This window comes from Actinoplanes teichomyceticus ATCC 31121 (assembly GCF_003711105.1).
GTDB classification, from domain to species: domain Bacteria; phylum Actinomycetota; class Actinomycetes; order Mycobacteriales; family Micromonosporaceae; genus Actinoplanes; species Actinoplanes teichomyceticus.
Genome location: NZ_CP023865.1, coordinates 3939730 through 3964041 on the forward strand (window position 1 = coordinate 3939730; position 24312 = coordinate 3964041).

24 protein-coding genes and 1 pseudogene are annotated in these 24312 nt (G+C 73.4%); 13 read left to right on the forward strand and 12 right to left on the reverse strand.

Going from position 1 to position 24312, the window contains the following annotated elements; genetic code table 11:
* Nucleotides 1-158 precede the first annotated feature (158 nt).
* Entirely contained in the window at nt 159-830 is a 672-nt protein-coding gene (locus ACTEI_RS17340) for a hypothetical protein (RefSeq protein ID WP_145831049.1), read from the reverse strand.
* Nucleotides 831-920: 90 nt separating this feature from the next.
* Between ACTEI_RS17340 and ACTEI_RS17345 the strand changes: the two genes are divergently transcribed.
* Complete coding sequence (locus ACTEI_RS17345) at nt 921-2030, forward strand: phytanoyl-CoA dioxygenase family protein (protein WP_145831048.1); 1110 nt, start codon at nt 921-923, stop codon at nt 2028-2030.
* On the opposite strand, the pseudogene ACTEI_RS17350 reads toward ACTEI_RS17345, so the two are convergent.
* Nucleotides 2027-2914, reverse strand: a pseudogene (locus ACTEI_RS17350) (IS5 family transposase). The gene ACTEI_RS17345 and the pseudogene ACTEI_RS17350 overlap by 4 nt on opposite strands.
* Before the next feature lie 1159 nt (nt 2915-4073).
* Between ACTEI_RS17350 and ACTEI_RS17360 the strand changes: the two are divergent.
* From ACTEI_RS17360 to ACTEI_RS17370, 3 genes are all read left to right on the forward strand, one after another.
* Nucleotides 4074-4349 (forward strand): hypothetical protein, encoded by a 276-nt coding sequence (locus tag ACTEI_RS17360; protein WP_145831047.1) that lies wholly within the window; start codon nt 4074-4076, stop codon nt 4347-4349.
* A gap of 97 nt (nt 4350-4446) precedes the next feature.
* Complete coding sequence (locus ACTEI_RS17365; RefSeq protein ID WP_122978612.1) at nt 4447-6036, forward strand: cellulase family glycosylhydrolase; 1590 nt, start codon at nt 4447-4449, stop codon at nt 6034-6036.
* Nucleotides 6033-7202: a cellulose-binding domain-containing protein gene (locus tag ACTEI_RS17370; protein ID WP_122978613.1), complete on the forward strand. Its 1170-nt coding sequence runs from the start codon at nt 6033-6035 to the stop codon at nt 7200-7202. The genes ACTEI_RS17365 and ACTEI_RS17370 overlap by 4 nt, the downstream gene beginning before the upstream one ends.
* A 143-nt stretch (nt 7203-7345) precedes the next feature.
* Here ACTEI_RS17370 and ACTEI_RS17375 read toward each other — a convergent pair whose 3' ends face one another.
* Entirely contained in the window at nt 7346-8707 is a 1362-nt protein-coding gene (locus ACTEI_RS17375) for a cellulase family glycosylhydrolase (protein ID WP_122978614.1), read from the reverse strand.
* A 209-nt stretch (nt 8708-8916) separates the two neighbouring features.
* Between ACTEI_RS17375 and ACTEI_RS17380 the strand changes: the two genes are divergently transcribed.
* Nucleotides 8917-9516 carry an HD domain-containing protein gene (locus ACTEI_RS17380; RefSeq protein ID WP_122978615.1) on the forward strand — a complete coding sequence of 200 codons (600 nt, stop codon included), beginning with the start codon at nt 8917-8919 and terminating at the stop codon, nt 9514-9516.
* A gap of 281 nt (nt 9517-9797) precedes the next feature.
* Here the strand turns inward: ACTEI_RS17380 and ACTEI_RS17390 are convergent, their stop codons facing one another.
* The 6 genes from ACTEI_RS17390 to ACTEI_RS17410 form a co-directional block, all read right to left on the reverse strand.
* Entirely contained in the window at nt 9798-10622 is an 825-nt protein-coding gene (locus ACTEI_RS17390; RefSeq protein WP_122978617.1) for a fumarylacetoacetate hydrolase family protein, read from the reverse strand.
* Nucleotides 10619-10741, reverse strand: coding sequence for a hypothetical protein (locus ACTEI_RS38975; RefSeq protein ID WP_262384747.1), 123 nt, complete (start codon nt 10739-10741; stop codon nt 10619-10621). Before ACTEI_RS38975 ends, ACTEI_RS17390 begins: the two co-directional genes overlap by 4 nt.
* Nucleotides 10742-10930: 189 nt before the next feature.
* On the reverse strand, nt 10931-11908 hold the full coding sequence (locus tag ACTEI_RS17395) for an aldo/keto reductase (RefSeq protein ID WP_239082395.1): 978 nt from the start codon (nt 11906-11908) through the stop codon (nt 10931-10933).
* A gap of 511 nt (nt 11909-12419) precedes the next feature.
* A complete protein-coding gene (locus ACTEI_RS17400) occupies nt 12420-12626 on the reverse strand; it encodes a helix-turn-helix transcriptional regulator (RefSeq protein WP_239082394.1) in 207 nt (68 codons plus the stop codon).
* Nucleotides 12627-12813: 187 nt separating this feature from the next.
* The gene (locus ACTEI_RS17405; protein WP_122978619.1) at nt 12814-13374 is read right to left on the reverse strand and encodes a GNAT family N-acetyltransferase; all 561 of its coding nucleotides are present in this window, start codon (nt 13372-13374) and stop codon (nt 12814-12816) included.
* Between the two features lie 11 nt (nt 13375-13385).
* On the reverse strand, nt 13386-14405 hold the full coding sequence (locus ACTEI_RS17410) for a cation diffusion facilitator family transporter (RefSeq protein WP_122978620.1): 1020 nt from the start codon (nt 14403-14405) through the stop codon (nt 13386-13388).
* 51 nt (nt 14406-14456) lie between these two features.
* Here ACTEI_RS17410 and ACTEI_RS17415 point away from each other — a divergent pair, with 51 nt between their 5' ends.
* The gene (locus ACTEI_RS17415) at nt 14457-14804 is read left to right on the forward strand and encodes an ArsR/SmtB family transcription factor (RefSeq protein WP_122978621.1); all 348 of its coding nucleotides are present in this window, start codon (nt 14457-14459) and stop codon (nt 14802-14804) included.
* Between the two features lie 67 nt (nt 14805-14871).
* Here ACTEI_RS17415 and ACTEI_RS17420 read toward each other — a convergent pair whose 3' ends face one another.
* The gene (locus ACTEI_RS17420) at nt 14872-16065 is read right to left on the reverse strand and encodes a macrolide family glycosyltransferase (protein ID WP_122978622.1); all 1194 of its coding nucleotides are present in this window, start codon (nt 16063-16065) and stop codon (nt 14872-14874) included.
* 106 nt (nt 16066-16171) lie between these two features.
* Between ACTEI_RS17420 and ACTEI_RS17425 the strand changes: the two genes are divergently transcribed.
* The gene (locus tag ACTEI_RS17425) at nt 16172-16753 is read left to right on the forward strand and encodes a TetR/AcrR family transcriptional regulator (RefSeq protein WP_122978623.1); all 582 of its coding nucleotides are present in this window, start codon (nt 16172-16174) and stop codon (nt 16751-16753) included.
* Between the two features lie 42 nt (nt 16754-16795).
* Here the strand turns inward: ACTEI_RS17425 and ACTEI_RS17430 are convergent, their stop codons facing one another.
* A complete protein-coding gene (locus tag ACTEI_RS17430) occupies nt 16796-17818 on the reverse strand; it encodes a DUF4037 domain-containing protein (RefSeq protein WP_122978624.1) in 1023 nt (340 codons plus the stop codon).
* 48 nt (nt 17819-17866) lie between these two features.
* On the opposite strand from ACTEI_RS17430, the gene ACTEI_RS17435 reads away from it, so the two are divergent.
* Together ACTEI_RS17435 and ACTEI_RS17440 are read left to right on the forward strand one after the other, a co-directional pair.
* A complete protein-coding gene (locus tag ACTEI_RS17435; RefSeq protein ID WP_164465998.1) occupies nt 17867-18340 on the forward strand; it encodes a hypothetical protein in 474 nt (157 codons plus the stop codon).
* Entirely contained in the window at nt 18337-18900 is a 564-nt protein-coding gene (locus ACTEI_RS17440; RefSeq protein ID WP_239082393.1) for an HIT family protein, read from the forward strand. Before ACTEI_RS17435 ends, ACTEI_RS17440 begins: the two co-directional genes overlap by 4 nt.
* On the opposite strand, the gene ACTEI_RS17445 is transcribed toward ACTEI_RS17440, so the two are convergent.
* Complete coding sequence (locus tag ACTEI_RS17445) at nt 18843-19289, reverse strand: GNAT family N-acetyltransferase (RefSeq protein ID WP_122978625.1); 447 nt, start codon at nt 19287-19289, stop codon at nt 18843-18845. The two genes, ACTEI_RS17440 and ACTEI_RS17445, sit on opposite strands and share 58 nt — an antisense overlap.
* Nucleotides 19290-19842: 553 nt before the next feature.
* On the opposite strand from ACTEI_RS17445, the gene ACTEI_RS17450 reads away from it, so the two are divergent.
* From ACTEI_RS17450 to ACTEI_RS17465, 4 genes are all read left to right on the forward strand, one after another.
* Entirely contained in the window at nt 19843-20463 is a 621-nt protein-coding gene (locus ACTEI_RS17450) for a TetR/AcrR family transcriptional regulator (RefSeq protein ID WP_122978626.1), read from the forward strand.
* 135 nt (nt 20464-20598) lie between these two features.
* The gene (locus ACTEI_RS17455; RefSeq protein WP_122978627.1) at nt 20599-22098 is read left to right on the forward strand and encodes an FAD-dependent monooxygenase; all 1500 of its coding nucleotides are present in this window, start codon (nt 20599-20601) and stop codon (nt 22096-22098) included.
* A 579-nt stretch (nt 22099-22677) separates the two neighbouring features.
* Complete coding sequence (locus tag ACTEI_RS17460) at nt 22678-23049, forward strand: YciI family protein (protein WP_122978628.1); 372 nt, start codon at nt 22678-22680, stop codon at nt 23047-23049.
* 35 nt (nt 23050-23084) lie between these two features.
* Nucleotides 23085-24254: an RNA polymerase sigma factor gene (locus ACTEI_RS17465; protein ID WP_203723657.1), complete on the forward strand. Its 1170-nt coding sequence runs from the start codon at nt 23085-23087 to the stop codon at nt 24252-24254.
* Nucleotides 24255-24312 lie beyond the last annotated feature (58 nt).

Here is a 24312-nt window from a genome sequence, read left to right on the forward strand (position 1 = left end):
CCCCGCCCGGCGGGCCGGGCGGTCACGCCATGTGGGGGCCCACCGCGTGCTGCGGTTCAAGGTCAGTAATGTTCCGGTGACTCGGGCATCCCCATACGCGGCCGGGTCGCGGTCCGCAGTCGGACCACGCCGCGGCGCGGCCCGCTGCCGCCCCCGGTTCAGCGGATCCTTGCCAGCCTGCCCACCCCGGTGGTGACCAGCTTGAGGAACCGGTCCCGGCTCTGCTCGCTGCCGCGCATCTCGGTGAAGATCGCGGTGACCTGGCCGCTGGCCACGACCACGTGGTAGTAGCGGCTCCACTCGCCCACATAGTCCTGGAACATCTCGTCCAGCCCGGCCGCCGGGGCGCCCAGCTCCGGCAGCGGCAGCCGGGAGAACTTCTTGGTGGTGTAGTTGCCCTCGACGAGCGGGCAGCGGGTGGGTACCGCCGCCGTGGCCCGGACGATGTCGCGGGCCGCCCGCGACCCGGTGGCGACGATCTCGATATCGATCATGCTGCCGCCGGAGTGCTGGAACACCCGGTGCGCCCGCGCCCTGGGCACGCCGCGGTCGAACGTCCCTTCGCGGCACCAGCCGGAGCCGGGGACCTCGGTGGTGCTCGCCGAGTCCTCGTCGAACAGCGTGTAGCCGGCCGGCAGGTCGGCGAGACCGAGCAGTCCCTTCCGCAACTGCGCAGCGGTGGGCAGCCCCGCGCCGGTGACCACCGACACGACCCGCGCGGGCACGGCCGGGTCCACGGCCACGCCGGCGGACGGGCCGGCCCGGTTCGCCGCCAGTGCACCGGCGAGCAGGACCGGCACGACACCGGCCAGTGCGATCGATCGTCTCACCAGCTCAGCGTATGCGTCAGGCGGCCGGCGATCCCCGGGTTCCGGTACGCCCGGCGCGGTCGGCGCTCGGTCACGACGCGGAACTCGGCGGTGGACACGATCGCACCGGCGTACCCGGCGGCCAGGTCGGCCGTCGCGGTTGTCGGCGGCGAGCTCGCGGCGCAGGGTGGCGGCTTCTTCGGAGGCGGCCAGGGCCTCGGCGCGCCGGGCGGCCTCGGCCAGCCGGATGGCGTGGTTGATGCGCCACGAAAATTGGTTGCCTGCCCATCTTGCCTCCCCAAGGCTGGCCCGATGGACCTCAAAGACGCGGCACAGGCATGGCGGACCGACGGTTTCGTGATTCTTCCCGGGTTCTTGCCCGCGGACGAGCTGGCATCAGCCGTGCAGGAACTGGACCTGCTGTTCCCCTCGGCCGACGGATTCCATGACGGGACCGATCCGCGTCACGAACGTTTCATCGGCGACGAGTTCGCCGGGATCGACACGTTCCCGTTCGCCGGCACGGAGATCAGCCTGGTCGCCGTGAACCATCGCATCCTGGAATTGGCCGAGGCTCTGCTGGACGACGATGTCCACCTCTACGGAGCTGAGGCCTGGGCAAAGTACACCGGCGCCTGCGACTACGACCAGGCCCTGCACCGTGACTATCTCAACCACACCGTGCTGGTGCCCAGCACCACGCCAGGCTGCCGGCAAGTCGAAATGTTCGTGTTCCTCAACGACGTACCCGATGAACTCGGGCCGCCGCATCTGGTCTCCCGTAAGCACACCGCCGGGCTTCCCGCCGTTCCCAACTGGTTGCTGCGACCAGGACAGGAAACTGCCGATCGTTTCACCGGCGACGCCGGTCCAGAACTCTACGAAGCCGAAGTCTCCGGAGCAGGACCAGCCGGAACCGTCATCGCGTTCGAGCCGGGAACCTTCCACCGCGGCACGCAACTGACCGCACCCCGAGGAGCGCGGTACAGCATGCACCTGGGCTTCCGTCCGCCCGCTCTGCAGTGGGGGCAGCGGGTCGCTTGGGCGGCGAAGAGCTTCACGACCGAGTGGGTCGAGTTCGTCAACCGGGCCACGCCGCGCCAACTCCAAGCCCTCGGCTTCCCACCGCCTGGACATCAGTACTGGACGCCCGAGACGCTGGCCGGTATGGCTCTGCGCTATCCGAGGCTCGACCTTCTGCCCTGGCAGCCAACGAACTAGGGCGTGTATCGAAGGCATAACCATTCGTTGATCGCGGCGATGGTGGCGGTGGCTGCGTAACGCACGGCGAGTTTCTCGAAGCGGGTCGCGACGGCCCGGTGGCGTTCGAGGCGGTTGATGCCGCACTCGACGGCGTGGCGTTGCTTGTGGATCTCGGGTCGAGGGCCGGTGGCCGGCCGCCCTTCGACCCGAGTGTGCGCCGGTCGGCCTTGCTCGGGATGGTCGCCTTGATACCGCGACGGCGTAGGTGACGCCGGTCAGCGGGGGAGGTGTACGCCTTGTCCGTCCGCCAAGGCACGGTCGGGCCGGGTCCGTGGCCGGCCGGCCGGCCGGGGTACTCGGATGCCTTCCAGCACCGCGATGAACTGCGGGCTGTCGCCGCGCCGGCCCGCGGTCAGCACGATCGACAACGGCTTCTGTCCTTGCTCACGGCTCAGATGCAGTTTCGTGGTCAGCGCGCCCCGGGAACGTCCCAACGCGTGATCGGCCGGTTTGACCGCGACACCACCCGGCGGTTCGGCCTGCAGATCCCCCCTTCTACGCGCACCAGCGGCATGCTGATGCGCCCGGGCCATTGTCGAGTCGATCGACACGTCCCACACGATCCGGCCGGACGCGTCCGCCGCTGCCTGCAACGCGGTCAGGATCCGCGCCCACGTCCGGTCACGCTGCCACCGTCGAAACAGCGCATACACGGCTGCCCAGGAGCCGTACCACTGCGGCACGTCACGCCAGGGCGTGCCAGTCCGGATCCCATCGATGAGCTGCCGTTTCGTCCAGGTCGGCGGACGTCCCGGACGATGTGGCGCGGGCAGCAACGGCTGCAGAGCCGTCCACTGGACGTCGGTCAGGTCGTACCGCCTCGTCACCGTCAGGGTGTTCAGAGGTCTCCGGTGGTCTCCGGTTTTGCTTGGTCGCTAAGCCGTCTACCGGAGACCTCGCTATTTAACGATCACCGACACGCCCGTGATCTCACCTGAACCATCGACTTCGATACGCGCCCCAGGTGAAACGACCGAGCGCGTCGGCGGCGGCACGGGCAACGCCCGCACCGTCAACCGCAGCGCCGGCACCAGCCGGGCGGTCGGCTGTATCGGGCGGGGTGACCACGTCCGCCCGCGACGAAAGCCACCGCCGCAATCAGCCGGAGCGTCAGCGGCGACCGCCCGCGCTGACGCGCAGGCATCGGCGCCCCAGCCGCCGCCACGACGGCCGGGCCGACCACCGGGTGATGGGCGCCGGCCCGCTCGGTGCTCTCCCGGACAGGCCGGCCCGCCTCACCCGCGACACCAACCGAGCCGACGGGACCGCCACAGCACACCGCTCATGGCCTCTCCGTCGCAGCGAGTAGCCGGTCAGCGCGGCCGGGATGTTCAGCTCGCCTTCGGCGTCCCCGACGATCGTGGCGACGACGTGAGCGGCCTGGCTGTGGTGGTGGCGGATGAGCCAGTCGAGCATGTGCGCGGCCTGCCGGCCGATGGGCAGCAACGCGCCGGGGGGCGTCGAAGTCCTCGGGTCCTTCTCAGTGAGGCGCTGCCGGTAGATGAACCGGTAGAGGACGGCGTCGCGCACGCTGTGCCCGAGGTCGCTGATGGGGACGAGGCAGCGCAGGCCGCCGCCGGCCCGAGGAGCTTTACAACCTATCCTCCTAGGATGCCCTACGCGCTGTGCCGTGCCGATAGTGGACCGGCTCGACGCTGCCAGAGAACCCGGCCACGTCGACTGGCGCGCGCGGCACCTGCTGCTCTCCGCGGACGGAACATCCACCGGGATGACACCGGCGGGGCGCCTCGCGGTCCTGGCCAGGAAACGCGGGTCGCCCGGTCCCGGTCGCGGTCCGGGTCGCCCGGTCCCGATCCCGGTTCGGGTCGCCCGGTCCCGGTCGCGGCCCGGGACGCCCGGTCCCGATCCCGGTCCGGGTCGCCCGGCTCCAGTCCCGGCCCGGGTCGCCCGGGGTCTGACGCCGCCTGCGATCCTGTGGCCCGGACGGCAGGGCGCGGGTCCCGGTCGGGGAGTGGGGTGGCTGTGGAGCGAGGTCGGCAGGTGCGGCGCGGTGTGGCGATCGGCGTCGCTCCGCATCTGGTGCTGCTGGTCTGGGTGGTCGTGCTGGCCGTGTCGGCCGAGCCGGACAGCCGGGCGTACGTGCCCTTCTACGGCCTGCTGGAGATCTACCTGGCGCCGGCCGGGGTGGTGGCCGGCCTGCTGCTGTGCTGGCGGCGGTCGCGGCGGCCGTTGGCGGGTGGGGTGGCGGCGGGCACCGTGCTGGGTTTTCTGCTCGTCGTGGCGTGCTCGTACCTCCTCGCCGGACTGCTGGGCTGAGTTCGAACGAACGTCAGGGATCGATGAACATTGTTACTGGGAGCGCTCCCATGTAACGATGGCGACACATGCCTTCCGTTCTCGAAGGAGCTCCCACATGCACGCCCGAAAATGGCTGGCCGGCGCCACCGCGCTCGCCGCGGTGGCGATCACCGCGGCCGTCGCCCTGGCCCCGCCGGCTTCCGCCGCCACCGGCGGAACCGGCACCGGCTACCTGCACACCAACGGCAACAAGATCGTCGACAGCACCGGCGCGACCGTCCGGCTGACCGGCATCAACTGGTTCGGCATGGAGACCGACAACAAGACCTTCCACGGCCTGTGGTCGAGCAACCCGTGGCGCGGCCAGATCGACACCATGGCCTCGCTCGGCTACAACACCCTGCGGATCCCGTTCTCCGACGACGCGCTCAAGGCGGGCGCGACCGCGACCAGCGTCAACACCGCCTCCAACCCGGACCTGGTGGGCCTGTCGCCGCTGCAGATCCTGGACAAGGTGGTGGCCTACGCCGGCACCAAGGGGATGCGGATCATCCTGGACCGGCACCGTCCGACCTCGGCCGGGCAGACCGCGCTGTGGTACACCTCGGCCGTACCGGAGAGCACCTGGATCGCCAACTGGAAGGCGCTCGCCCAGCGCTACGCCGGCAACCCCACCGTGATCGGCGCCGACCTGCACAACGAGCCGCACGCCGACGGCACCAACCCGGCCGCCACCGGAGCCTGCTGGGGCTGCGGCGACACCGCCCGGGACTGGCGGCTGGCCGCCGAGCGGGCCGGCAACGCGATCCTCGCCGTCCAGCCCAACTGGCTGATCTTCGTGGAGGGGGTGAGCTGCCCCAGCGGCGGGCTCAACAACACCTGGGACAACGACACCAGCAACGACGAGGACTGCGGCTGGTGGGGTGGCAACCTGTCCAAGGCGGGGCAGTTCCCGGTACGCCTGGACGTGCCGAACCGCCTGGTCTACTCGCCGCACGAGTACGCCACCTCGGTCTACCACCAGGCGTGGTTCGACGACCCGTCCTACCCGGCGAACATGCCGGCGATCTGGGACAAGTACTGGGGCTACCTGTACAAGCAGAACATCGCCCCGATCATGATGGGGGAGTTCGGCACCACGCTGCAGAACGCCGTCGACAAGGTGTGGCTGCAGGAGCTGCTGAAGTACACCGGCACCGGGGTGAACGGCATGTCGTTCACCTACTGGGCGTGGAACCCGAACTCCGGTGACACCGGCGGCATCGCCAACGACGACTGGACCACGGTCAACCAGGCCAAGCAGGCCATCATCACGCCGTACCTGATCGCGCCGGTCGCCGGTGGCGGCACGCAGCCGTCGTCGTCGGCCTCGTCCTCGACCCCGCCGGTCCCGGTCGGCGGCTGCACCGCCACCTACACCCAGGACAACAGCTGGCAGGGCGGCTTCCAGGGGCAGCTGAAGGTGCAGAACACCGGTGGCGCCGCGGTCAACCCGTGGCAGGTGACCTGGACCTGGCCGTCCGGGGTGAGCCTCGGCAGCGGGTGGAACGCGACGGTCACCCAGAGCGGGACCGCGGTCACCGCGGCCGCGCCGGGCCATGCCCCGTCGCTGGCGGCCGGCGGCTCGGTCACGGTCGGCTTCACCGCCAACGGTACGGCCAGCGCCCCGGCCGCCGTGAAGCTCAACGGCGTGGCGTGCTCATGAGGTACCTGCCCGTGGCCGTGGTCGTGGCGGTGACCGGCGCCGCCATCGGCCTGGCCGCTCTCGGCCCGGCCCAGGCCGCCGCGTCGGTGTGCGACGTGACCTGGACGGCGAACCAGTGGAGCACCGGGTTCACCGCCGACGTGCGGGTGACCAACCGCGGCGCGGCGGTCACGTCGTGGACGCTGAGCTGGGACTTCGCCGGCAACCAGCGGGTCACCTCGGCGTGGAACGCGACCGTCACGCAGTCCGGGACCACCGTGACGGCCGCCAGCGCGACGTGGAACGGCTCGCTGGCCACCGGCGGGTCCGCTTCGTTCGGCTTCCAGGGCGCGTATTCCGGCGCCAACCCGGCGCCGGGCGCGTTCCGCTTCAACGGCGTGCCGTGCGGGGACACCCCGACGCCCGGGCCGTCCGGCGGCAGCGCGTCGCCGTCGGCGAGCGGCCCGTCGCCGTCGACCGGCACGCCGGGTCCGGGCACGGGTTGTCCGGCCGCGGCGCGCTGTGACGGCTTCGAGTCGCAGACCGGCAGCGTCCCGGCCGGCTCGTGGGCGGTGACCAGTCCGGACTGTTCCGGTGCGGGCACCGCGGCGATCGACCGGACGGTCACCCACAGCGGCGCCGCGGCGTTGCGGATCAACGGCGCGGCCGGCTACTGCAACCACGTCTTCGCCCGCAACACCGACCTGCTCGGCGCGGGCAACGGCGTCTGGTACGTCCGCTACTGGGTCCGGCACACCACCGCGCTGCCCGCCGCGCACGTCACCGCGGTGGCCCTGGCCGACGCCCGCGACGGCGGCCGGGACCTGCGGTTCGGCGGGCAGAACGGCGCGTTGCAGTTCAACCGTGCCTCGGACGACGCGACGCTGCCCGAGCAGAGCCCGGCCGGTGTGGCGCTGTCGGCGCCGCTGCCGGTGAACACCTGGAACTGTGTGGAGTTCAAGGTCGACGGCACCGCCGGCACCATCGAGACCTGGCTCAATGGCGCCTCGGTGCCGGGCCTGGCCGCCGACGGTGTCCCGACCCACGACATCGACGGCCAGTGGCTCAACCGCACGTGGCGCCCGGCCCTCACCGATCTGCGGCTGGGCTGGGAGAGCTACGGCGACGGCGCCGACACCCTCTGGTACGACGACGTGGCGGTCTCCGGCGTACGCAACGGTTGTTGATCCGGTGGCCGGGCGCGGCGGGACCGCGCCCGGCCACCGTCCCGCCGTGTCCGGGCCGCCGGCGCGGCCCCGCCGGCACCGGGCCACCACGCGGGCGAGGCCGGGCGCACCCGCGCCCGGCCTCGCCCGCGTGGCGCGGTCGGTCAGCTCGCGGTGCAGGTCAGCGCCGGGACGCTGTTGGTGCCGGTCCAGGAGCCGAGGAAACCGAACGAGGTGCTGGCCCCGGCCGCCAGGTTGCCGTTGTAGCCGGCGTTGCGGGCGGTCACGGTGGACCCGCTGCTGGTCACGGTGGCGCTCCAGGCGTTGGCGACGGTCTGGCCGTTGGCGTACGTCCAGGTGACGGTCCAGCCGGTGATCGCCGAGTTGCCGGCGGTCACCTTGACCTCAGCCTGGAAGCCGCCCTGCCACTGCCCGGCCACCCGGTACGTCGCCGAGCAGCTCTTGCCGGTGGGCGTGCTCTGCGACGGCGAGGCGGACGGGCTGCTGGAGCTCTGCGACGGCGACCCGGTCGGTGAGGACGTGCCGGAGCCGCCGAAGACGGTGGCCTGCCGGGCGGTGGCGGTGATGCCGTTCGGGCCGTCGAAGACCCGGTGGTACCAGGTGGTCTTCTGGTTGACGTCGAAGTTGAGCACCATGTCCAGGATCGGGTCGGTGTTGCCCGACCAGGACCAGCCGAGGTAGCCCAGGTCGCGCTTGACCGCCTCGGCCAGCACGGTCTGGTCGGCGACCTGGCCGGAGTCGAACTGCCAGCCGAACTCGCCGATCACCAGCGGCCAGCCCTTGGCCTTGAACGTGTCCAGGTACGACGTGATCGTGGAGGGCTGGGCGTACACCGAGTACATGTGGATCGACAGCACGGTGTTGTGCCGGCTGTCCGCGTCGAGCACGGTCTGCGCGTTGTCGCGCATCACGTTCTGCCAGTCCTGGCCCCAGTTCGGGGCGTCGATCATCAGCAGGTGCTGGAAGCCGTTGTCGCGCATCTTCTTGATCGCGGCGGTGGTGGCGGCCGTCCACTGGGCCGGGTTGGTGTTGCCGATCGGCTCGTTGCCGATGTTGATGGAGATGTAGTCCTCCTGGCCGACGAGCACGCTCTTCAGGCTGATCCAGTAGTTGACCGCCTGGTCCAGGGAGTACGCGGCGCTGTCCTCGCCGTACCCGGTGGTGTCGTGGTCCTCGAGGACGCAGATCAGCCTGTTGGCCTTGCACAGCGCGATGATGTCGGCGACGTCGCCCGCGCTGTTGGCGGTCCACCGGCCGCCGCTGAGCACCACCCGCACGGTGTTCGCGCCGGCCGCCTTGATGTTGGCGAACGAGCTGGTCTGGCTGGTGTACCAGGTGTGCGCGTGGTTGACGCCGCGCATGACGAACTTGGTGCCGTTGGCCTCGTAGATGTCGGTGCCGACGACGTGCAGGCCGGTGGCCGCGTACGCCGGGTTGCCCAGGGCGAGAACCGCGCCGGCCGCGGCGAGCAGGGCGGCGCAGAACGCGACGAGCAATCTTCGCATGGTCTGCCTCCCCTTTCTGGGGATCGATGGGGGTCGTTCGGGAGCGCTCCCATAGAGTTCCGGATGTTTCTTAGTTTGGTCAAGATAGTCACGTCGGTATTTCGTCACCCGCCTCGACGCGGTCCGGTCGCCGGCCGTCGGCCGTCCCGTCCAGCGCATCGAGGCGGCCCCGTGCCACCGCGCGGCGCGGCCTGCGATCATGGGTCCCCATGTGGATCCCCTCGGACGCGCAGATCCGGTCACTGCACGAGCGGGCCGCGCCCACGCCCGAGGCGTTCGAGCTGGTGTGGACGCACTGCGAGATCGTCTGCCGGATCGCCGAGCAACTGCTCGACCGGCTCGACCACCGGGTGGACCCGGATCTGGTACGGGCCGGCTGCCTGCTGCACGACATCGGCGTGTACCGGCTGTACGGCCGCGACGGCGTGCTCGACCACCGCAACTACATCCGGCACGGGCTGCTCGGCCACGAGCTGCTGCGCGCCGAGGGGCTGCCGGAGCCGCTGTGCCGGTTCTGCTCCTGCCACACCGGGGTCGGGGTGACCCGCGCCGACATCCTGGAACAGGGCCTGCCGCTGCCGCCCGGCGACTACGTCGCCGCAACCGGCGAGGAGAGCCTGGTCATGTACGCCGACAAGTTCCACAGCAAGAAGAGCCCGCCGGTATTCGTGTCGGCCGCGGCGTACACGCTCAGCGTGACCCGTTTCGGCGCGCACAAGGCGGCCCGCTTCACCGAGATGGTCGCCGCCTACGGCGAGCCGGACCTGGCCCCGCTGTCCCGGGAGTACGGCCACACGATCGTGGCGTAACCGCGTCGCGCGTAGCGGCCCCCGGGCCGGTCCGGGGGCCTGCGCCCGTGGCCGGGCGCGCTGCTCGGCGTGGCGGCAGGCGCAGCCCGGGGGGCCGGCCGGGCCCGGGTCCGGGAACGCCGACCCGGGCGCCGGGCGCGGACAGCCGCCGCGCGCACGCCGCGCCGCTCCCGGAAGCACCGCCGGTGATCGCCGCGACCAGCCCGTCGAGTTCGTTCACCGCCACGCCTGGCCCGCCGGCCCGGGGAGGCGGAGGCCGTGCCCGGCGACCGATGCGATCCTCACTTCTTGACCACGCTGCGGTGCCGGCCCAGTCCGTCGATCTCCAGTTCGACCACGTCGCCGGCGCTCAGGTACGGGAACCGCCCGCCCAGCGCCGTCCCCGCCGGCGTCCCGGTGTTGATCAGGTCGCCCGGCTCCAGGACGGTGAACTGCGACAGGTGCCAGATCAGGTACCCCACGTCGAAGATCATGCCGGCGGTGCTGGCGTCCTGCCGGGGCTCGCCGTTGACCCAGGAGCGCAGCCGCAGCGGGAAGCGCAGCTCGTCCGGGGTGACCAGCCACGGTCCGAGCGGGTTGAACGTCTCGCACGACTTGCCCTTGGACCACTGCCCGCCGGAGCGCTCCAGCTGGTATTCACGTTCCGACACGTCGTTGGACAGCACGTATCCGGCGACGTGCGCCAGCGCCTGCTCGGGGGAGTCCAGGTAGCGGGCGGTCCGGCCGATCACCACGCCCAGCTCCACCTCCCCGTCGGTGCACTGCGAACCCGGTGGCAGCAGGATGTCGTCCTCCGGGCCGACCACGGTGTTGGGCGCCTTGTAGAAGACGATCGGCTCGGCCGGCGGCGGCGCGCCGGACTCGGCGGCCTGCGCGGCGTAGTTCTGCTCGATGCAGAGCACCACACCGGGGCGGGCGATCGGCGCGCCGAGCCGGTGCCCGTCCAGGTCGGCCGGGGGCAGCTCGGCCGGGTCGCCGGTGAACCCGCCGCCGGCCAGGAACTCGGCGTCGATGTCCGGGGTGACCTCGGACAGGTCGCGCAGTACCCCGCCGGCGTACAGGATCGGCCGCTCCGTGCCCGGCGCTCCAACGCGCAGATACCTCATCGTGTGTCCCATCGGTAGACGCGGATCGCGGTACGGCCGAACACGTCGTCGGGGCGGCCGTCGAGGATGCCGGTGAGCGTGGCGGCGACCTGCCCGCGGGTCGCCACCGGCTCGTACACCGGCCGGTCCGGGCCGGGCATCAGCCGGCCCGGGCCGAACAGGTCGAGCGTGGTCCGCGACCCGGTCGCGGATCCCGGCCGGCGGGCCGCCGGGTCCCGGCCGGCACCGACGGCAGCTGCGGGCCGGTCACGGCGGCCCCGCCGACGACCGCGGCGGTCTGCGCGGTACCCGCGGCGATCTGTGCGGTATCACGGGTGCGGCACGTCGGCGTCGAGCAGCCCGGCCCGGACCAGGTCGTGCCAGAGGGCGCCGGGGATGTCGACGGCCGCCATCGCGGCGGCGTCGGCGGCCTCCGCGGCCGAGCGGATGCCGATCAGCACGGCCGCGACGGCCGGGTGCGCCAGCGGGAACTGCAGCGCGGCGGCCCGCAGCGGCACGCCGTGCCGCGCGCACACCCGCGCCAGCGCCCGGGCCCGGGCCACCATCGCCGCCGGGGCGGCCCGGTAGTCGAAGGTGGCCTGCCGGTCCGGGTCGGCCAGCAGCCCGGAGTTGTAGACGCCGCCGCAGATCACCGAGATGCCTCGCCGCGCGCACTCGGGCAGCAGGTCGGCCAGCCCCGACTGGTCCAGCAGCGTGTACCGCCCGGCCAGCAGGAAGCAGTCGAAGTGGCCGGTGCGGGCGAACTCGGTGAGCATCGCGGACTGGTTCATCCCGGCGGAAACCGCCCCGATCGTGCCCTCCGCGCGCAACCGGACCAGGGCCGGCAGCGCGTCGTGCCGGGCCGCCGCGAAGTGCTCGTCCGGATCGTGCAGGTGCAGCATGTCGACGCGGTCCAGGCCCAGGCGGATCAGGCTCTCCTGCAGCTGCGCGTGGACGCCGGCCGCGGTGAAGTCCCACGACGGCGCCGCGCCGGACGGCTCGGACCAGATGCCGGTCGCGTCGTGCGGGCCCGCGACCAGCCGGCGGCCGACCTTGGTGGACAGGGTGAACGCGTCGCGGTCCCGGGCGCGCAGCGCCGCGCCGGCGCGCCGCTCGGACAGGCCCGCGCCGTACAGCGGGGCGGTGTCGAAGAACCGCACGCCGTGCTGCCAGGCCGCGTCCACCGCGGCGGTCGCGCCGGCGTCACCGACCGGGGCGAACAGGCCGCCGATCGGGGCCAGGCCCATGCCGAGCCGGGTGACGGTGACGCCGGTGCCGCCCAGCGGCACCTTCTCGAACGGATCCACTGCGCGGTCCTTTCGTGGATCCCGGAGGATCCGCGTACCTGTCCGATGCGTATCGATGCCTCGATCGACCGAGCCTCAAACCATCGAGCCCCGGTCGATCGAGCCCCGGTCGATCGCGGCCCGAGCCGATCGAGCCGCGGTCGCTGGATGCTGTGGTCGCTGGATGCTGTGGTCGATCCCGGCCGTAGTCAATCTATCCGTAGAGGGCGATCGATGCCCGCCCGATCCGGGACTCGGTGCTCAGCGGCGGCGGTCCACGAGTCGGTCAGGTCGGCGATGCGCGCGGCCCTGACCCCTGCCCGGGCCCGGCGTCCGGCCGCCTTCGACTGACGCCGCGACCTTCGCGGCGCGCAGGCGCCGCCGCGGCCGGCGCTTTCTCCTGTGCGCCGGGCGTCCGTGGGTCCTTCGCGGCGCGCAGGCGCCGCCGCGGCCGGCGCCTCCTCGCGCGCCGCCGGGCGCCGCGGGATCTTCCGCGCCGCTGCGGCTGCGCGCCGCCGGGCGCCGGCCGTGGTCAGGACGCCGGGTCGGCGGCGGCCCGGTGCGTGCTGATCCATTTCTCGATGTCGTCGGCCAGCCAGACCCGGCCCTGCTCCAGGTCGGCCACCGGCTTGGGGAAGTGCGCCTTGGCGGTCAGCTGGTTGACCCGCTGCCGGCTGATCGAGCCGAGACGCACCTTGATTTCATGGGTGCCCATCAATTTGACGCGGTTGCAACTCATGCGCATGACTATAGGCACTAGACAACTTGGCGGGTAGCCCACGGGCGGATTATTGCGGAAATTTTGTGGGGCGCCGGGGGAGCGTTCCGGCGCGTCGCCAGCCCGGCGCCGCCGCCTGCCGGGCCCGATGCCCGGTGGGCCGTGCAGGTGCACGGGCCGGGTCGTCGGCGTCCTCCCGGACGCCGGGTCACTGGCTCAGCACCCAGAACGGCAGCGGCTCGGCGGCCGAGGCGATCACCCGCCACCCGGCCCGCTCGTACATGCCCACGTTGCCTGGCGAGGCGGTCTCCAGGACCGCGGGCAGCCCGGCGGCCGCGGCCCGGCGCAGGCCCTGCGCCATCACGGCGTGGCCCAGCCGGCGGCCGGTGTGGTCCGGGTGGGTGCCGAGGACCCCCAGATACCAGTGCGGCGTGGTGGGCAGCACGGCGCGCAGCGCCTGGTCGTAGGCGTGGACCCGGGCCCGTACCTCGGGCGGGAAGCGCTGGGCGAGGTCGTCGCCGGGCGCGGCCGGAGCGGCGGGCGGCTGCCAGATCGCGACCGCGTTGCCGCCCTCGGCGATCCAGGTGGCGCCGAGCCCGACGCGCCGGTCGAACAGGTGGCCGAAGAACACCGCGGCGTGCTGCGGGTAGGTGTCGTCGGCGGGGAACAGCCAGCGCAGGATCGGGTCCGTGGAGAACGCGGCGACCAGGGAGGCGACGACCCTCGTACGGTCGGCCGGGGTCGCCAGGGCGATGTCGGGAGCGATCACGGCTGGCGACTCTAGACGGCCATCCGGGCGTGCGAGATCCGCAGATGATGCTCGGCGCCGGGATGGGTGTCCGGGTCGACGTGCACGGTGGCCTCGCACAGCCTCGGCACGTGGCGGGTCAGCTGGTGCTCGGCGTCGGCGGCGATCTCGTGCGCGGCGATCAGGCTCAGATGCGCGTCGACCACCACCGCGGCCTCGGCGTGCAGCCGGTGCCCGACCCAGCGCATCCGCAGCCCGGACACCTCCCGCACGCCCGGGATCAGCCGCAGCTGCCGTTCGGCCCGGTCCACCAGCTCCGGGTCGACCCGGTCCATCAGCCGCCGGTAGACCTCCCGCGCCGCGTCCTTGAGCACGACCAGGATCGCCGCGGTGATCAGCAGGCCGACGACCGGGTCGGCCCATCGCCAGCCGAGCCCGGCGCCGGCCGCGGCGAGCACCACCGCGAGCGAGGCGAACCCGTCGGTGCGCGCGTGCAGTCCGTCGGCGACCAGGGCGGCCGAGCCGATCCGCCGGCCCACCGCGATCCGGTAGCGGGCGACCAGCTCGTTGCCGGCGAAGCCGATCAGGCCCGCCGCCGCGACCCACGGCAGGTGGCTCATCGCCTGCGGCTCGACCAGCCGCCGCACGGCGACGAACGCCGACGCCGCCGCCGACGCGGCGATCACCAGCACGATCACGATCCCGGCGAGGTCCTCGGCGCGGCCGAAACCATAGGTGTACGCCCGGGTCGCGGCCCGCCGCCCGAGCCAGAAGGCGATGCCCAGCGGTACGGCGGTGAGCGCGTCCGCGACGTTGTGCAGGGTGTCGCCGAGCAGCGCCACGGAGCCGGAGAGCGCGACGACGGCGGCCTGCGCCGCGGCGGTCAGCCCGAGCGCGCCCAGCGAGATCCACAGTGCGCGGATCCCGGCGCGTGACGATTCCAGCGCCGGATCGACCTTGTCGGCGGCGTCGTGCGAGTGCGGTGTGAGCCGGCGCCACCAGGCCGGTCCGTGGTGCTGCCCGGCCGCGTGGCCGTGCTGGTGTGCGGTCATCGTGGTGCCCCCTCGTAGCCACGTGTCACATCGCGCCCATAATATGTGCTCATGCGCGCACGCGACAACGTTGCACATGCCAGTGACCTGCAGAAACACCCTTCCGGCGACAACGTGGACGCCGCAGCGATCGAGGCTGCCACGACCGTGCTCGCGATGCTCGCCGACCCCACCCGGCTGCGGCTGCTGGCCCACCTGCGCGCCGGCGAGCGGGACGTCACCGCGCTGACCGCCGCCCTCGGCTCGGCCCGCCCGGCGGTCTCGCAGCACCTGGGCAAGCTGCGGCTGGCCGGCCTGGTGCGGGTCCGCCGCGAGGGCCGCCGCCAGGTGTACGCCCTGTCCGGCCCGCACGTCGCCCGCCTGATCGCCGAGGTGCTGCACGCCGCCACCCGGCGCTGACCCGCCGCGGGCGCGCACCGGTCGAGCCGGCGCCGGCTCGACCGAAGCGGCGGCGTTCACCAGCCCGTCACCGGCCGGCGCGCGCCGCCGCGGGCAGGCCGGCCTCGACGAGGTCGGCCGCCCGGGCCGCGCCGCCCTGCTCACGCACCTCCTGCCGGATGGCGGCGCACCGGGCCGCCACGGTGGCGTCGCAGGTGAGCTGCAGCAGCGACTCACGCAGCTGCTGCGCGGTGACGGTGGCCGAGTCGACGACGCGGGCCACCCCGAGCGCGGCGAGCTGGTCGGCGTTGGCGAACTGATCGGCGGCCTGCGGCGCGGCGATCATCGGGGTGCCGCAGTACAGCCCCTCGCTGCTGCCGCCCATGCCGGCGTGGGTCAGGAACGCGTCCGCCTGTTCCAGGATGGCCAGCTGGGGGACCCAGGGGTGCACCTCGACGCTGTCCGGCACGGCGCCGAGCTGCGCCGGGTCGACGTGCCGGCCGATCTGCAGCACGGTGTGCCAGCCGGGGAGCGCGCCGAAGGCGCTGATGCAGCGGCGGTAGAAATCGGGATGCCGGGTGAAGGCCGACCCGAGCGAGACCAGCAGCACCTTGTCGGCGGTCGCGGGGCGCGTCCAGGAGCCCTGCGCGCAGCGGTCGCCCAGGGCCGGGCCGACGAAGCGGTAGACGGCCGGATCCACCCGGTCCGCGTGCGGCTGCAGGGCGCGGGGGATGAGGGCCAGGCAGTGTTCCGGCCGGCCCTGGAAGGCGATGCTGTCGGTCACGGAGGATCCGTTGGCTGCCAGCCAGTCGGTGAACCGCCGGTAGTACTCGGCTCCCCGCGGGTCGGCGCGCATCGCCTCGATGGCCGGCGCCATCTCGGTCTCGTACCCGTCCCAGGCCACGAACGTGCTGGAGAGCTGGATCGCGGGGATGCCCCACCGCTCGCCCAGCAGCCGGGCCGGCGCGCCGGCGATGTCGTAGAGGAACAGGTCCGGCCGGTCGCCGGTGTAGGCGTCGTGCAGCTGCGGGAGCATGGCGATCGCGTCGTCGAGGAACAGCGTCAGCTGCTCGATCGGGTCACCGGTCCACTCCTGCTCGGTGCTGGGCAGCGTCGAGCGGTACGGCTTGAGCTCGGCTCCGGTGCCGGCGATGACGGCGGCGAACGACGGGTCGTTGGCGTAGCTGACCCGGTGGCCCCGGGCCACGAGGGTGCGCACGATGTCCAGGCTCGGGTTGACGTGCCCGTGTGCCGGGATGCTGACCATAGCGATGTGGGCCATGACTCTCCTCAGAGACGTGACGAGACGTTTCGTCTCGTTACCCTGCCGTACGGTCCGCCGTCCGTCAAGACGAGGCGTCTCGTCTCTTCTGCGGTAGGGTGGCGGCATGCCCACTCCCGATCCCGGCCGCCGCAACGAACGTGCCCGCCAGGCCATCCTGCGAGCCGCGCTGGAGCTGCTGGCCGACAGCGGCTACGCGGACCTGACCGTCGAGGCCATCGCCGCCCGCGCCGGCGTGGGCAAACAGACCATCTACCGGTGGTGGCGCGGCAAGGGCGCGGTGATCCTGGACGCGCTGGTCGAGTCCGCGACCGCGGGCGCCGCCGCGCTGCCCGACACCGGTGACCTGCGCGCCGACCTGCGCGCCGTGCTGCGCGGCACGGTCGCCGAATTCGCCGACCCCAAGCTGTCGGCGACCACCCGGGCGCTGACCATCGAGACGCTCTCCGACGACCGGCTCGCCGAGGAGGTCCGCGACCGGCTGCTGCGACCACAGCTGGCCGCGGTCGCCGACCGGCTGCGCGCCGCCCGCCGGGCCGGGCAGGTGCGCGCCGACGTCGACCTCGACCAGGTGGTCGAGCTGCTGATGGGCCCGGTGTACCACCGGTGGCTGCTGCGCACCGGGCCGCTCACCGACGACTACGCCGACGCCGTCGTGGAACTCGTCCTGACCGCCGTCGCCCGCTGACCGCCGCCGCGACCCGTCGCCCGGATCCGCGTCCGGCGGGCCTCACCCGGGCGGACCCGCGGCGTGCGCCGCCCGGCTCACCGCCCGGCAGATCAGCGGATCGGTCAGGACGTCGGTGCTGTCGCTGATCTGGTCGATGGACCCGACCGGCCGGCGGCCACCGAGCAGCGCCGCGGCGAAACGGTCCGCGCCGATCACCGGGTAACCGCGGTCGAAGTACGGCCGGCGCGCCGCGTCGACCGGCGGGCCCAGCCGCAACGCGTTCTGCCGGCGGCCGGCCTCCTCGTAGGCCGCGCACAGGGCCGCGGCCCGGCTGCCCGCGTCGCCGGTGGACAGGGCCGCGGCCAGGTGCGCCGCCGCCGGGTCGCGGCGCACCGCCGCCGACAACCACTTCTGGTACGGCGGCCACCGCCGCTGCTGCAGCAGCAGCAACCGGGCCAGATCCCGGACCAGGCGGGCGGTCACCATCCGCGACCCGGGATCGTCGCCGATCTCCGCGGTACGCCCGACGAACGCCTCCTCCTGGCCGATCCGCGCCCACTGGCAGCCCAGCACGTACGTCCACACGTCCGGCGGATACCAGGACAGCCGCCGGCGGATCGCGCGCAGCCGGCCGTCCGGGTCGTGGAACACCGCGCCGCCGGTGATCTCGGCGAGCCGCTGCCACGGCGTGCCCAGCCAGTCGATCTCGCCGGCCGGGTCGTAGCCGAGCCGCTCGCGCAGCCACGCGCCCGGCTCGGCGACGGTCACGTAGTGCTCGACCGGCCCGTCGGTGTCGGCCATCGACCGGACCCGGGCGCCCGGCGGCGCGAAGTGGGTCGGCCAGCCCCGGAAACGCTTCGGCAGCGTGTGCCGCAGCCGCTCGGCCAGGTCGCCCGGCTCGGCCAGGAACAGCTCGACGCGCGGACCCCAGTCGTGGTCGGTGGACCGGACGGTGTCGAACCCGAGCACGTCGCTGCCCGGGCCGATCCGGGCGGCGGCGTGCGGCCGGTCGCCCAGCAGCGGGCGCACCGCCTCGTGGTAGAACAGGCCGGCCAGTTCGACGCCGGGACGGAAAATGGGCATGGCACCGGTCTAGCATCGCGGCATGGCAGAGATCATGGCATTTTCGTGGTGAGCGCGGCCGCCGCGCGGCTGGCGCAGAGCACGGCCAACGAGGTCACCGACGGGGTCTGGCGGGTGCCCCGCGACGGTGGCACGGCGGTGCCGGAAGTCCTCATGCCACGGCGGGACGGGGCGGCGGCGCACCTGGCGGCCGGCGCCGAGCCCGGCCACGTCACCTACTGGCGGCGCGAGCCGATCGCGTACGCCGAAGGGTTGGCCCGGACCGCCTGCGCCGGCGTCCTGACCGCGGTGATCGACGGCTACGTCCGCGGCATGTCCGCGACCGATCCGGCGCTGGTCGAGCGCGCCATCATGACCACCGGGGCGGCCAAGTACTTCTGGCTGGCGCCCCGCATGATCGACACGCTGATGCGCGACCAGCGTGCCGTCGCCTACGACGCGCGGGGCGGGCCGGAGCGGTTCGCCGGGCGCGCGCCGGTCCTCGAGGTGATCGCCCGGTGGGCGCGGGAGGCGTTGCGATGACCGACTGGCGCGCCGACCGGATCGGGTCGGCGGTGCGCGGGCACAACCCGACCGTGCTGGCCCGGATGCCGGGCGGGTTCGCGGTGATCGGGGACACCCAGTTCCTGCCCGGGTACTGCCTGCTGCTGACCGCCGATCCGGCCGTGGAACGGCTCAGCGACCTGCCCCGCGCGGCGCGGACGGCGTTCCTGGACAGCATGGACCGGCTCGGCGAGGCCGTCGAGCGCGCGTGCGCGTCGCTGGATCCGGCGTTCCGGCGGATCAACCTGGAGATCCTGGGCAACACCGACCCGTATCTGCACGCGCACATCTGGCCACGCTACGAGTGGGAGCCGCCCGATCTGCGGCGCGGCCCGGTGTGGCGCTACCCGCCGGCACAGTGGACGCGGGCGCCGCTGGGCCCGCGGCACGATCCGCTGCGCGCGGCCATCGCCCGGCATCTGGGGCCGGCCGCGGCGACGGGCGCCGGGGCCGGCGGTCCCGCGCGGGGAGCCGGGGCCGGTCAGCCGGTGGTGAAGGGTTTGACGAAGCGGGCCGACGAGGAGCAGATGTCCTCGTAGCCGAGCAGCTTGTAGAACTCGTGGGTCCGGGTGCGGGTGCGGCTGCTGGTCACCTCCATCTTCACGCAGCCGGCCGCCCGGGCCTGCTCCTCGGCGGCGGTGACCAGCGACCGGCCCACACCGCGGCCGCGGTAGCGCTGGTCGACCACCAGGGCGACCAGCCGGCCCATCCGCCCGGTCCGCTCCAGCAGGGGCAGCACGTGCAGCGCCGCGACGCCGACCAGGGCGCCGTCGTCGTCGGCGCCGATGAGCCAGCTGCACGGCTCGTCCAGCCAGAGGTCGAGCCGTTCCCGCACCGATGTCTCGGTGGTCGGATAGCCCAGCTGGCCCAGCAGGGCGGTGAGCGCCGGCACGTCCCGGTGCCGAACCGGGCGAAGCGGTATATCCATACCGGCATTGTGGTGGAACGGCGATCCGCGGGAAACCCGCCCACCCGGTCGCGACCTGAGCGGCGGCGCCACCGCCGGAGCCGCGCGCCCCGGCCGGTTGCCCACGGGTTGCGGGTCACGCCGTACCGGATCGATCCGGCGGCGAAGCTGAGCGGCATCTCGGGGACCGTGTGAGGTCGACGGTGACCGGCCCGGCCGCCCGGAACCCGGCGCACCAGGTCGCTGTCGTGGCGGGCCACCGCCGACCGGATGGCGCGGCTGCCGATCGTGAACGGCACGCCGGCCGCCATCGGCCCACCGTCCTCGAGCAGGAACGGCGCCCCGGCCGGCGGCCCGTCGGCGGCGGATTCGCCTCGGGGGAACGTCATGGGCGTCCGGTGCTACCGCGCCGGTCCGTGCCGGTGTGCGCCGGGTTGACACCCGCACGTTCGAGCAGCTGGCGGAGCCGCTGCCGGACGTCGACCCTGGCGTCCAGGGAGTTGAGGGCGACGACGGCAAATTCTGCGTGCTACGCATCTTTGCGTACCACGCAACTACCGGTAGTGTGGGTGGCATGGCGGGGCTACGGGAACGCAAGAAGGCCGAGACGCGGGCGGCGCTCGGCTGGGCCGCGATCCACCTCACCGCGCAGCGCGGCTACGACAACGTCCGCGTCGAAGACATCGCCGAGGCGGCCGGTGTCTCCCCGCGTACCTTCAACAACTACTTCTCCAGCAAGGCCGAGGCGATCGCCTCCCGCCACCTCGACCGCAGCCTGCGCACCGCCGCCGCGCTGCGCGAGCGCCCCGCCGAAGAGCCACTCTGGACGGCGTTGCGCAACGCCGCGCTGCAGCAGTTCACGCCCGGCCCCGAGGTCGAGGCGATGCCCTCTCCCGCACACGCCCAGTGGGTGACCGGCGTGCGCGCCATGCTCGCCGAGCCCGCGCTGCAGGGTGAGCGGCTGCGCGCCACCGCGATCGCCGAGGCCGAGCTGGCCGCCGCGGTCGCCGAGCGCACCGGCACCGACCCGGCCACCGACATGTATCCGCGGCTCGTCGCGGCCGCCGCCAGCGCCGCGATCACCGTGGCCATGCAGCACTATCTCGACAGCGCCGACCCGCCCACCCCGATCGAGCGGCTCATCACCGACGCCTTCACCCAGGTCGCCGCCGGCCTCCCGACGCCGGCCCGCTGAAACTCGCGCACGCGAGGCCCGCTTCGCGCGCAGCGCAACCCCACCACGTTCCGCAACCGCGTCACACCCCGCGGCGGGCCGGTCGTATGCCGTGCCTGCCGTGGCGATGACGCACACCCCGAAGGGATCACGATCATGATCGATGTCCTCATCGTCGGGGCCGGCCCCAACGGCCTCATGCTCGCCTGCGAGCTGGCCCTCGCCGGCGTTCGCCCGGTCGTGCTCGAACGCCACGCCGTGCCGCCCGGTGAGCCGCGCGCCAACGGCCTGGTCGGACAGGTGGTGCGCCTGCTCGACCGGCGCGGCCTCTACGCGGGGCTCAGCGGCGAGAGCACGCCGCCGGCTCCGCGGCCGGCGTTCACCTTCGGCGCGTTGCCGCTGGACCTGACGATGCTCGCGGAGAATCCGCACTACGCGCTCGGCGTGCCGCAGACCCGGCTCGAGGCCGCCCTCGCCGCCCGCGCCGCCGAGCTCGGCGTCGACCTGCGCCGCGGCCACGAGCTCGTCGACCTGCGCCGGCGCAGCGACGCGGTCGAGGCGTGCCTTGCCGACGGTACGCGCCTGACCTGCCGGTTCCTCGTCGGCGCCGACGGCGGCCGTAGCACGGTGCGCCGCCTCGCCGGCATCGACTTCCCCGGCGTCACCCACGACCGCTCGGTCTCGCGCACCGCCACCGTGACCGTCCCGGCGTCCTGGCTCGACCCGCAGACCGGCGGGCTGCGCGTTCCCGGCTACGGCGTCGTCCCGCCGTTCCAGCACACCCGCACCGACCGCGGGCTCATCGTCTGGGCCCCGTTCCCCGGCCGCCCGCCGGTGCTGAGCACCACGGAATGGCCCGACGCGCCCACCAGCGACGAGAAACCGATGAGCCTGGCGCAGCTACGCGAGAGCGTCGCCCGGGTGATCGGCGCCGACATCCCCCTCGGCGCGCCCGACGGCCCCGCCCTGCTGCGGCGGCTGACCGGCGGCAACACCCGCATCGCCGCCCGCTACCGCGCCGGCCGGGTGCTGCTGGTCGGCGACGCCGCGCACGTGCACCCCGCGATCGGCGGCCCCGGCCTCAACCTGGGTCTGCTGGACGCGGTCAACCTGGGGTGGAAACTCGCCGCCACGGTGCGCGGCTGGGCGCCGCAGGGCCTGCTCGACACGTACGAGACCGAGCGTCGCCCGGTCGCCGAACGGGTCGTCATGTCCACCCGGGCACAGTCGGCGCTGATCGGCCCCGGCGACGACGTCACCGGGCTGCGGCAGCTGTTCGCCGAACTGCTGCGCACACCGCAGGTGACCGGGCACATCGCGGAGCTGATGTCCGGCGCCGACACCCGCTACCCGGGCGATCCGGCGGATCCCCTGGCCGGCCGCTGCGCGCCGGACGTGGTGGTGCACGGTGAGCACGGCCCGACACGCCTCGCCGAGCTGACCCGCGCCGCCCGGCCGCTGCTGCTGGATTCCACGGGCGCCTACGCCGAAGTCGCCGCGCCCTGGCGGGACCGGGTCGACGTGGTCACCGGCGCGCTGCGGGGCACGACCGCGACCGCGATGCTCGTGCGTCCCGACTGCTTCGTCGCCTGGTCCGCCGGCGACGCCGGCAGGCTGCGCGCTTCGCTCACCCGGCACTTCGGTCTTCCACGGTGATCCGGAGAACGCGCGCTCACCGCGGCGGGCCCCTGTCGAGCGCCGGTAGCCGGGGCGGATCAACGCCGCGCCCGGCCCGCGGGCCACCCCGAGCCCGTCGTCATCCGTGCTGATCGGTGCCACCGCGGGTGGGCGCCGAAACTCAGCAGTGACACCTGTCGGCCAGAAGTAGACGGCGTGACCGAGGTGGTCCTATCTTCCTAGGAAGCCTGAGGGGCGGTGCGGCAAGCCGCACCAACATGCCGGCTTCGCCGACGGAGCCGGCCCCGAAACCGGGGCGTCGCCGCACCGGGCAGGGCCGCGGTGAAACGAGGCCGGTTGGCGGGTCCGGGCACCGGAGATGCGCGGGGTCCCCGGCCGCGCACCGTGCCGGAGGTGCCGCGCGGTCCTCAATGGCGCACCGAGGTCGCCGCCGGCGTGCTCGCCGGCGCCCGGATGCCGGGGCCCGGCGGCTGGGCGTTTCCCGACATCGGCCCGGTGTGAAAAAGTTCGGCCGGGGATGTCGAGGTGGGTGGTCCGGCTCCGACCATCGGGCAGGGAAGGCCCCTCCGGGGCCTGCGGAAGATTGCGGGGTACGCCATGAAGTTCGTGATCAGTATGCTGATCAACCCGGCCGTGCTGGAGTCGCTGACCGAGGAGGAGATGGCGGCGATCGGTGACGGACACAGCCGGTTCATCGCCGAGCTCAAGGAGTCCGGTGAGCTGATCGCCACGCAGGCGCTGGTCGACCCGTCGCAGGCGGCGGTGGTGTCGGTGCGCAACGGGCAGCCGGTGGTGACCGACGGGCCGTACCTGGAGTCGAAGGAGTACCTGGGCGGGTTCTACCTGCTCGACGTCGAGGACCGGGCGCGGGCGATCGAACTGGCGGCGCGGATCCCGGACGCCGCGGTCGAGGGGCTCGGCGTCGAGGTGCGGCAGGTGATGTTCGCGGACGGGGTTGTCGAGGCGTGACCGGCCGGGGCATCGAGGACCTGCTGCGTGAGCTGATGCCGCAGGTCCTCGGCGCGCTGGTACGCCGGTACGGGCGGTTCGACGGGTGTGAGGACGCCGTGCAGGAGGCCGGGCTGGCCGCGTCGGTGCAGTGGCCGGTCGCCGGGGTGCCGGCGAATCCGCGCGGCTGGCTGACGACGGTCGCGGCGCGGCGGCTGATCGATCAGGTGCGCAGCGAGCGGGCCCGCCGGGAGCGTGAGTCGCTGCCGCCGGAGCCACCGGTGGACGTGCCGGACACCGACGACACCTTGCTGCTGTTGCTGCTGTGCTGCCATCCGGCGCTGACCGCGGCGTCGCAGACGGCGTTGACGTTGCGGGCGGTCGGTGGGCTGAGCACGGCGGAGATCGCCCGGGCGTTCCTGGTGCCGGAGGCGACGATGGCGGCCCGGATCAGCCGGGCCAAGCAGCGGATCCGGGCGGCGGGCAGCTCGTTCCCGCCGCCGGTCGGGGCGCAGCGGGAGCAGCGGCTGCGGGTGGTGCTGCACGTGCTGTACCTGATCTTCAACGAGGGGTACACGGCGTCGTCGGGGGAGTCGCTGCACCGGGCGGAGCTGGCCGCGGAGGCGATCCGGCTGGCGCGGATGGTGCACCGGCGGCTTCCGGACGACGGGGAGGTCACCGGGCTGCTGGCGCTGATGCTGCTCACGCATGCGCGGCGGGCGGCCCGGACGACCGACGGCGGGGATCTGGTGCCGCTGCCCGAGCAGGATCGGAGCAGGTGGGACGCGTCTCTGATCACGGAGGGGCTGGCGCTGGCCCGGGCGTCGCTGGGCGCGCCCGCGCTGGGGCCGTACCAGTTGCAGGCGGCGATCGCGGCGACCCATGCGGACGCGGCGTCGGCGGCGCAGACTGATTGGCGGCAGGTGTACGCGCTGTATCTGATCCTGGAGCGGATCGCGCCGAACCCGATGGTGACGGTGAACCGGGCGGTGGCGCTGGCCGAGGTGGCCGGGCCGGCGGCGGGGCTGGCGCTGCTGGCCGGGCTGGACGGCGACGAGCGGATGCGCGGGCATCACCGGCTGCTGTCGGTGCGGGGGCATCTGCTGGAGAAGGCGGGGCAGCGGGCGCAGGCGTACGCGCATTACCGGGACGCGGCGAGGGCGACCGCGAGTCTCGCGGAGCGGCGGTACCTGCGGTCGCGGGCGGCGCGGCTGCGACCGTGCTGAGGCGTGGGGTGGGTGGGCGCCGTCCGTTCCGCGGTGGCGGCGGTGCGCGGGGGCGTAC

Bases quoted from the DNA above. Each gene is read 5' to 3' on its own strand.
- ACTEI_RS17365 (WP_122978612.1), top strand. From the start codon at position 4,447: ATGCACGCCCGAAAATGGCTGGCCGGCGCCACCGCGCTCGCCGCGGTG.
- ACTEI_RS17370 (WP_122978613.1), top strand. From the start codon at position 6,033: ATGAGGTACCTGCCCGTGGCCGTGGTCGTGGCGGTGACCGGCGCCGCC.
- ACTEI_RS17375 (WP_122978614.1), bottom strand. From the start codon at position 8,707: ATGCGAAGATTGCTCGTCGCGTTCTGCGCCGCCCTGCTCGCCGCGGCC.
- ACTEI_RS17380 (WP_122978615.1), top strand. From the start codon at position 8,917: ATGTGGATCCCCTCGGACGCGCAGATCCGGTCACTGCACGAGCGGGCC.
- ACTEI_RS17390 (WP_122978617.1), bottom strand. From the start codon at position 10,622: ATGAGGTATCTGCGCGTTGGAGCGCCGGGCACGGAGCGGCCGATCCTG.
- ACTEI_RS17400 (WP_239082394.1), bottom strand. From the start codon at position 12,626: ATGAGTTGCAACCGCGTCAAATTGATGGGCACCCATGAAATCAAGGTG.
- ACTEI_RS17410 (WP_122978620.1), bottom strand. From the start codon at position 14,405: ATGACCGCACACCAGCACGGCCACGCGGCCGGGCAGCACCACGGACCG.
- ACTEI_RS17415 (WP_122978621.1), top strand. From the start codon at position 14,457: ATGCGCGCACGCGACAACGTTGCACATGCCAGTGACCTGCAGAAACAC.
- ACTEI_RS17420 (WP_122978622.1), bottom strand. From the start codon at position 16,065: ATGGCCCACATCGCTATGGTCAGCATCCCGGCACACGGGCACGTCAAC.
- ACTEI_RS17425 (WP_122978623.1), top strand. From the start codon at position 16,172: ATGCCCACTCCCGATCCCGGCCGCCGCAACGAACGTGCCCGCCAGGCC.
- ACTEI_RS17430 (WP_122978624.1), bottom strand. From the start codon at position 17,818: ATGCCCATTTTCCGTCCCGGCGTCGAACTGGCCGGCCTGTTCTACCAC.
- ACTEI_RS17440 (WP_239082393.1), top strand. From the start codon at position 18,337: ATGACCGACTGGCGCGCCGACCGGATCGGGTCGGCGGTGCGCGGGCAC.
- ACTEI_RS17445 (WP_122978625.1), bottom strand. From the start codon at position 19,289: ATGGATATACCGCTTCGCCCGGTTCGGCACCGGGACGTGCCGGCGCTC.
- ACTEI_RS17450 (WP_122978626.1), top strand. From the start codon at position 19,843: ATGGCGGGGCTACGGGAACGCAAGAAGGCCGAGACGCGGGCGGCGCTC.
- ACTEI_RS17455 (WP_122978627.1), top strand. From the start codon at position 20,599: ATGATCGATGTCCTCATCGTCGGGGCCGGCCCCAACGGCCTCATGCTC.
- ACTEI_RS17460 (WP_122978628.1), top strand. From the start codon at position 22,678: ATGAAGTTCGTGATCAGTATGCTGATCAACCCGGCCGTGCTGGAGTCG.
- ACTEI_RS17465 (WP_203723657.1), top strand. From the start codon at position 23,085: ATGCCGCAGGTCCTCGGCGCGCTGGTACGCCGGTACGGGCGGTTCGAC.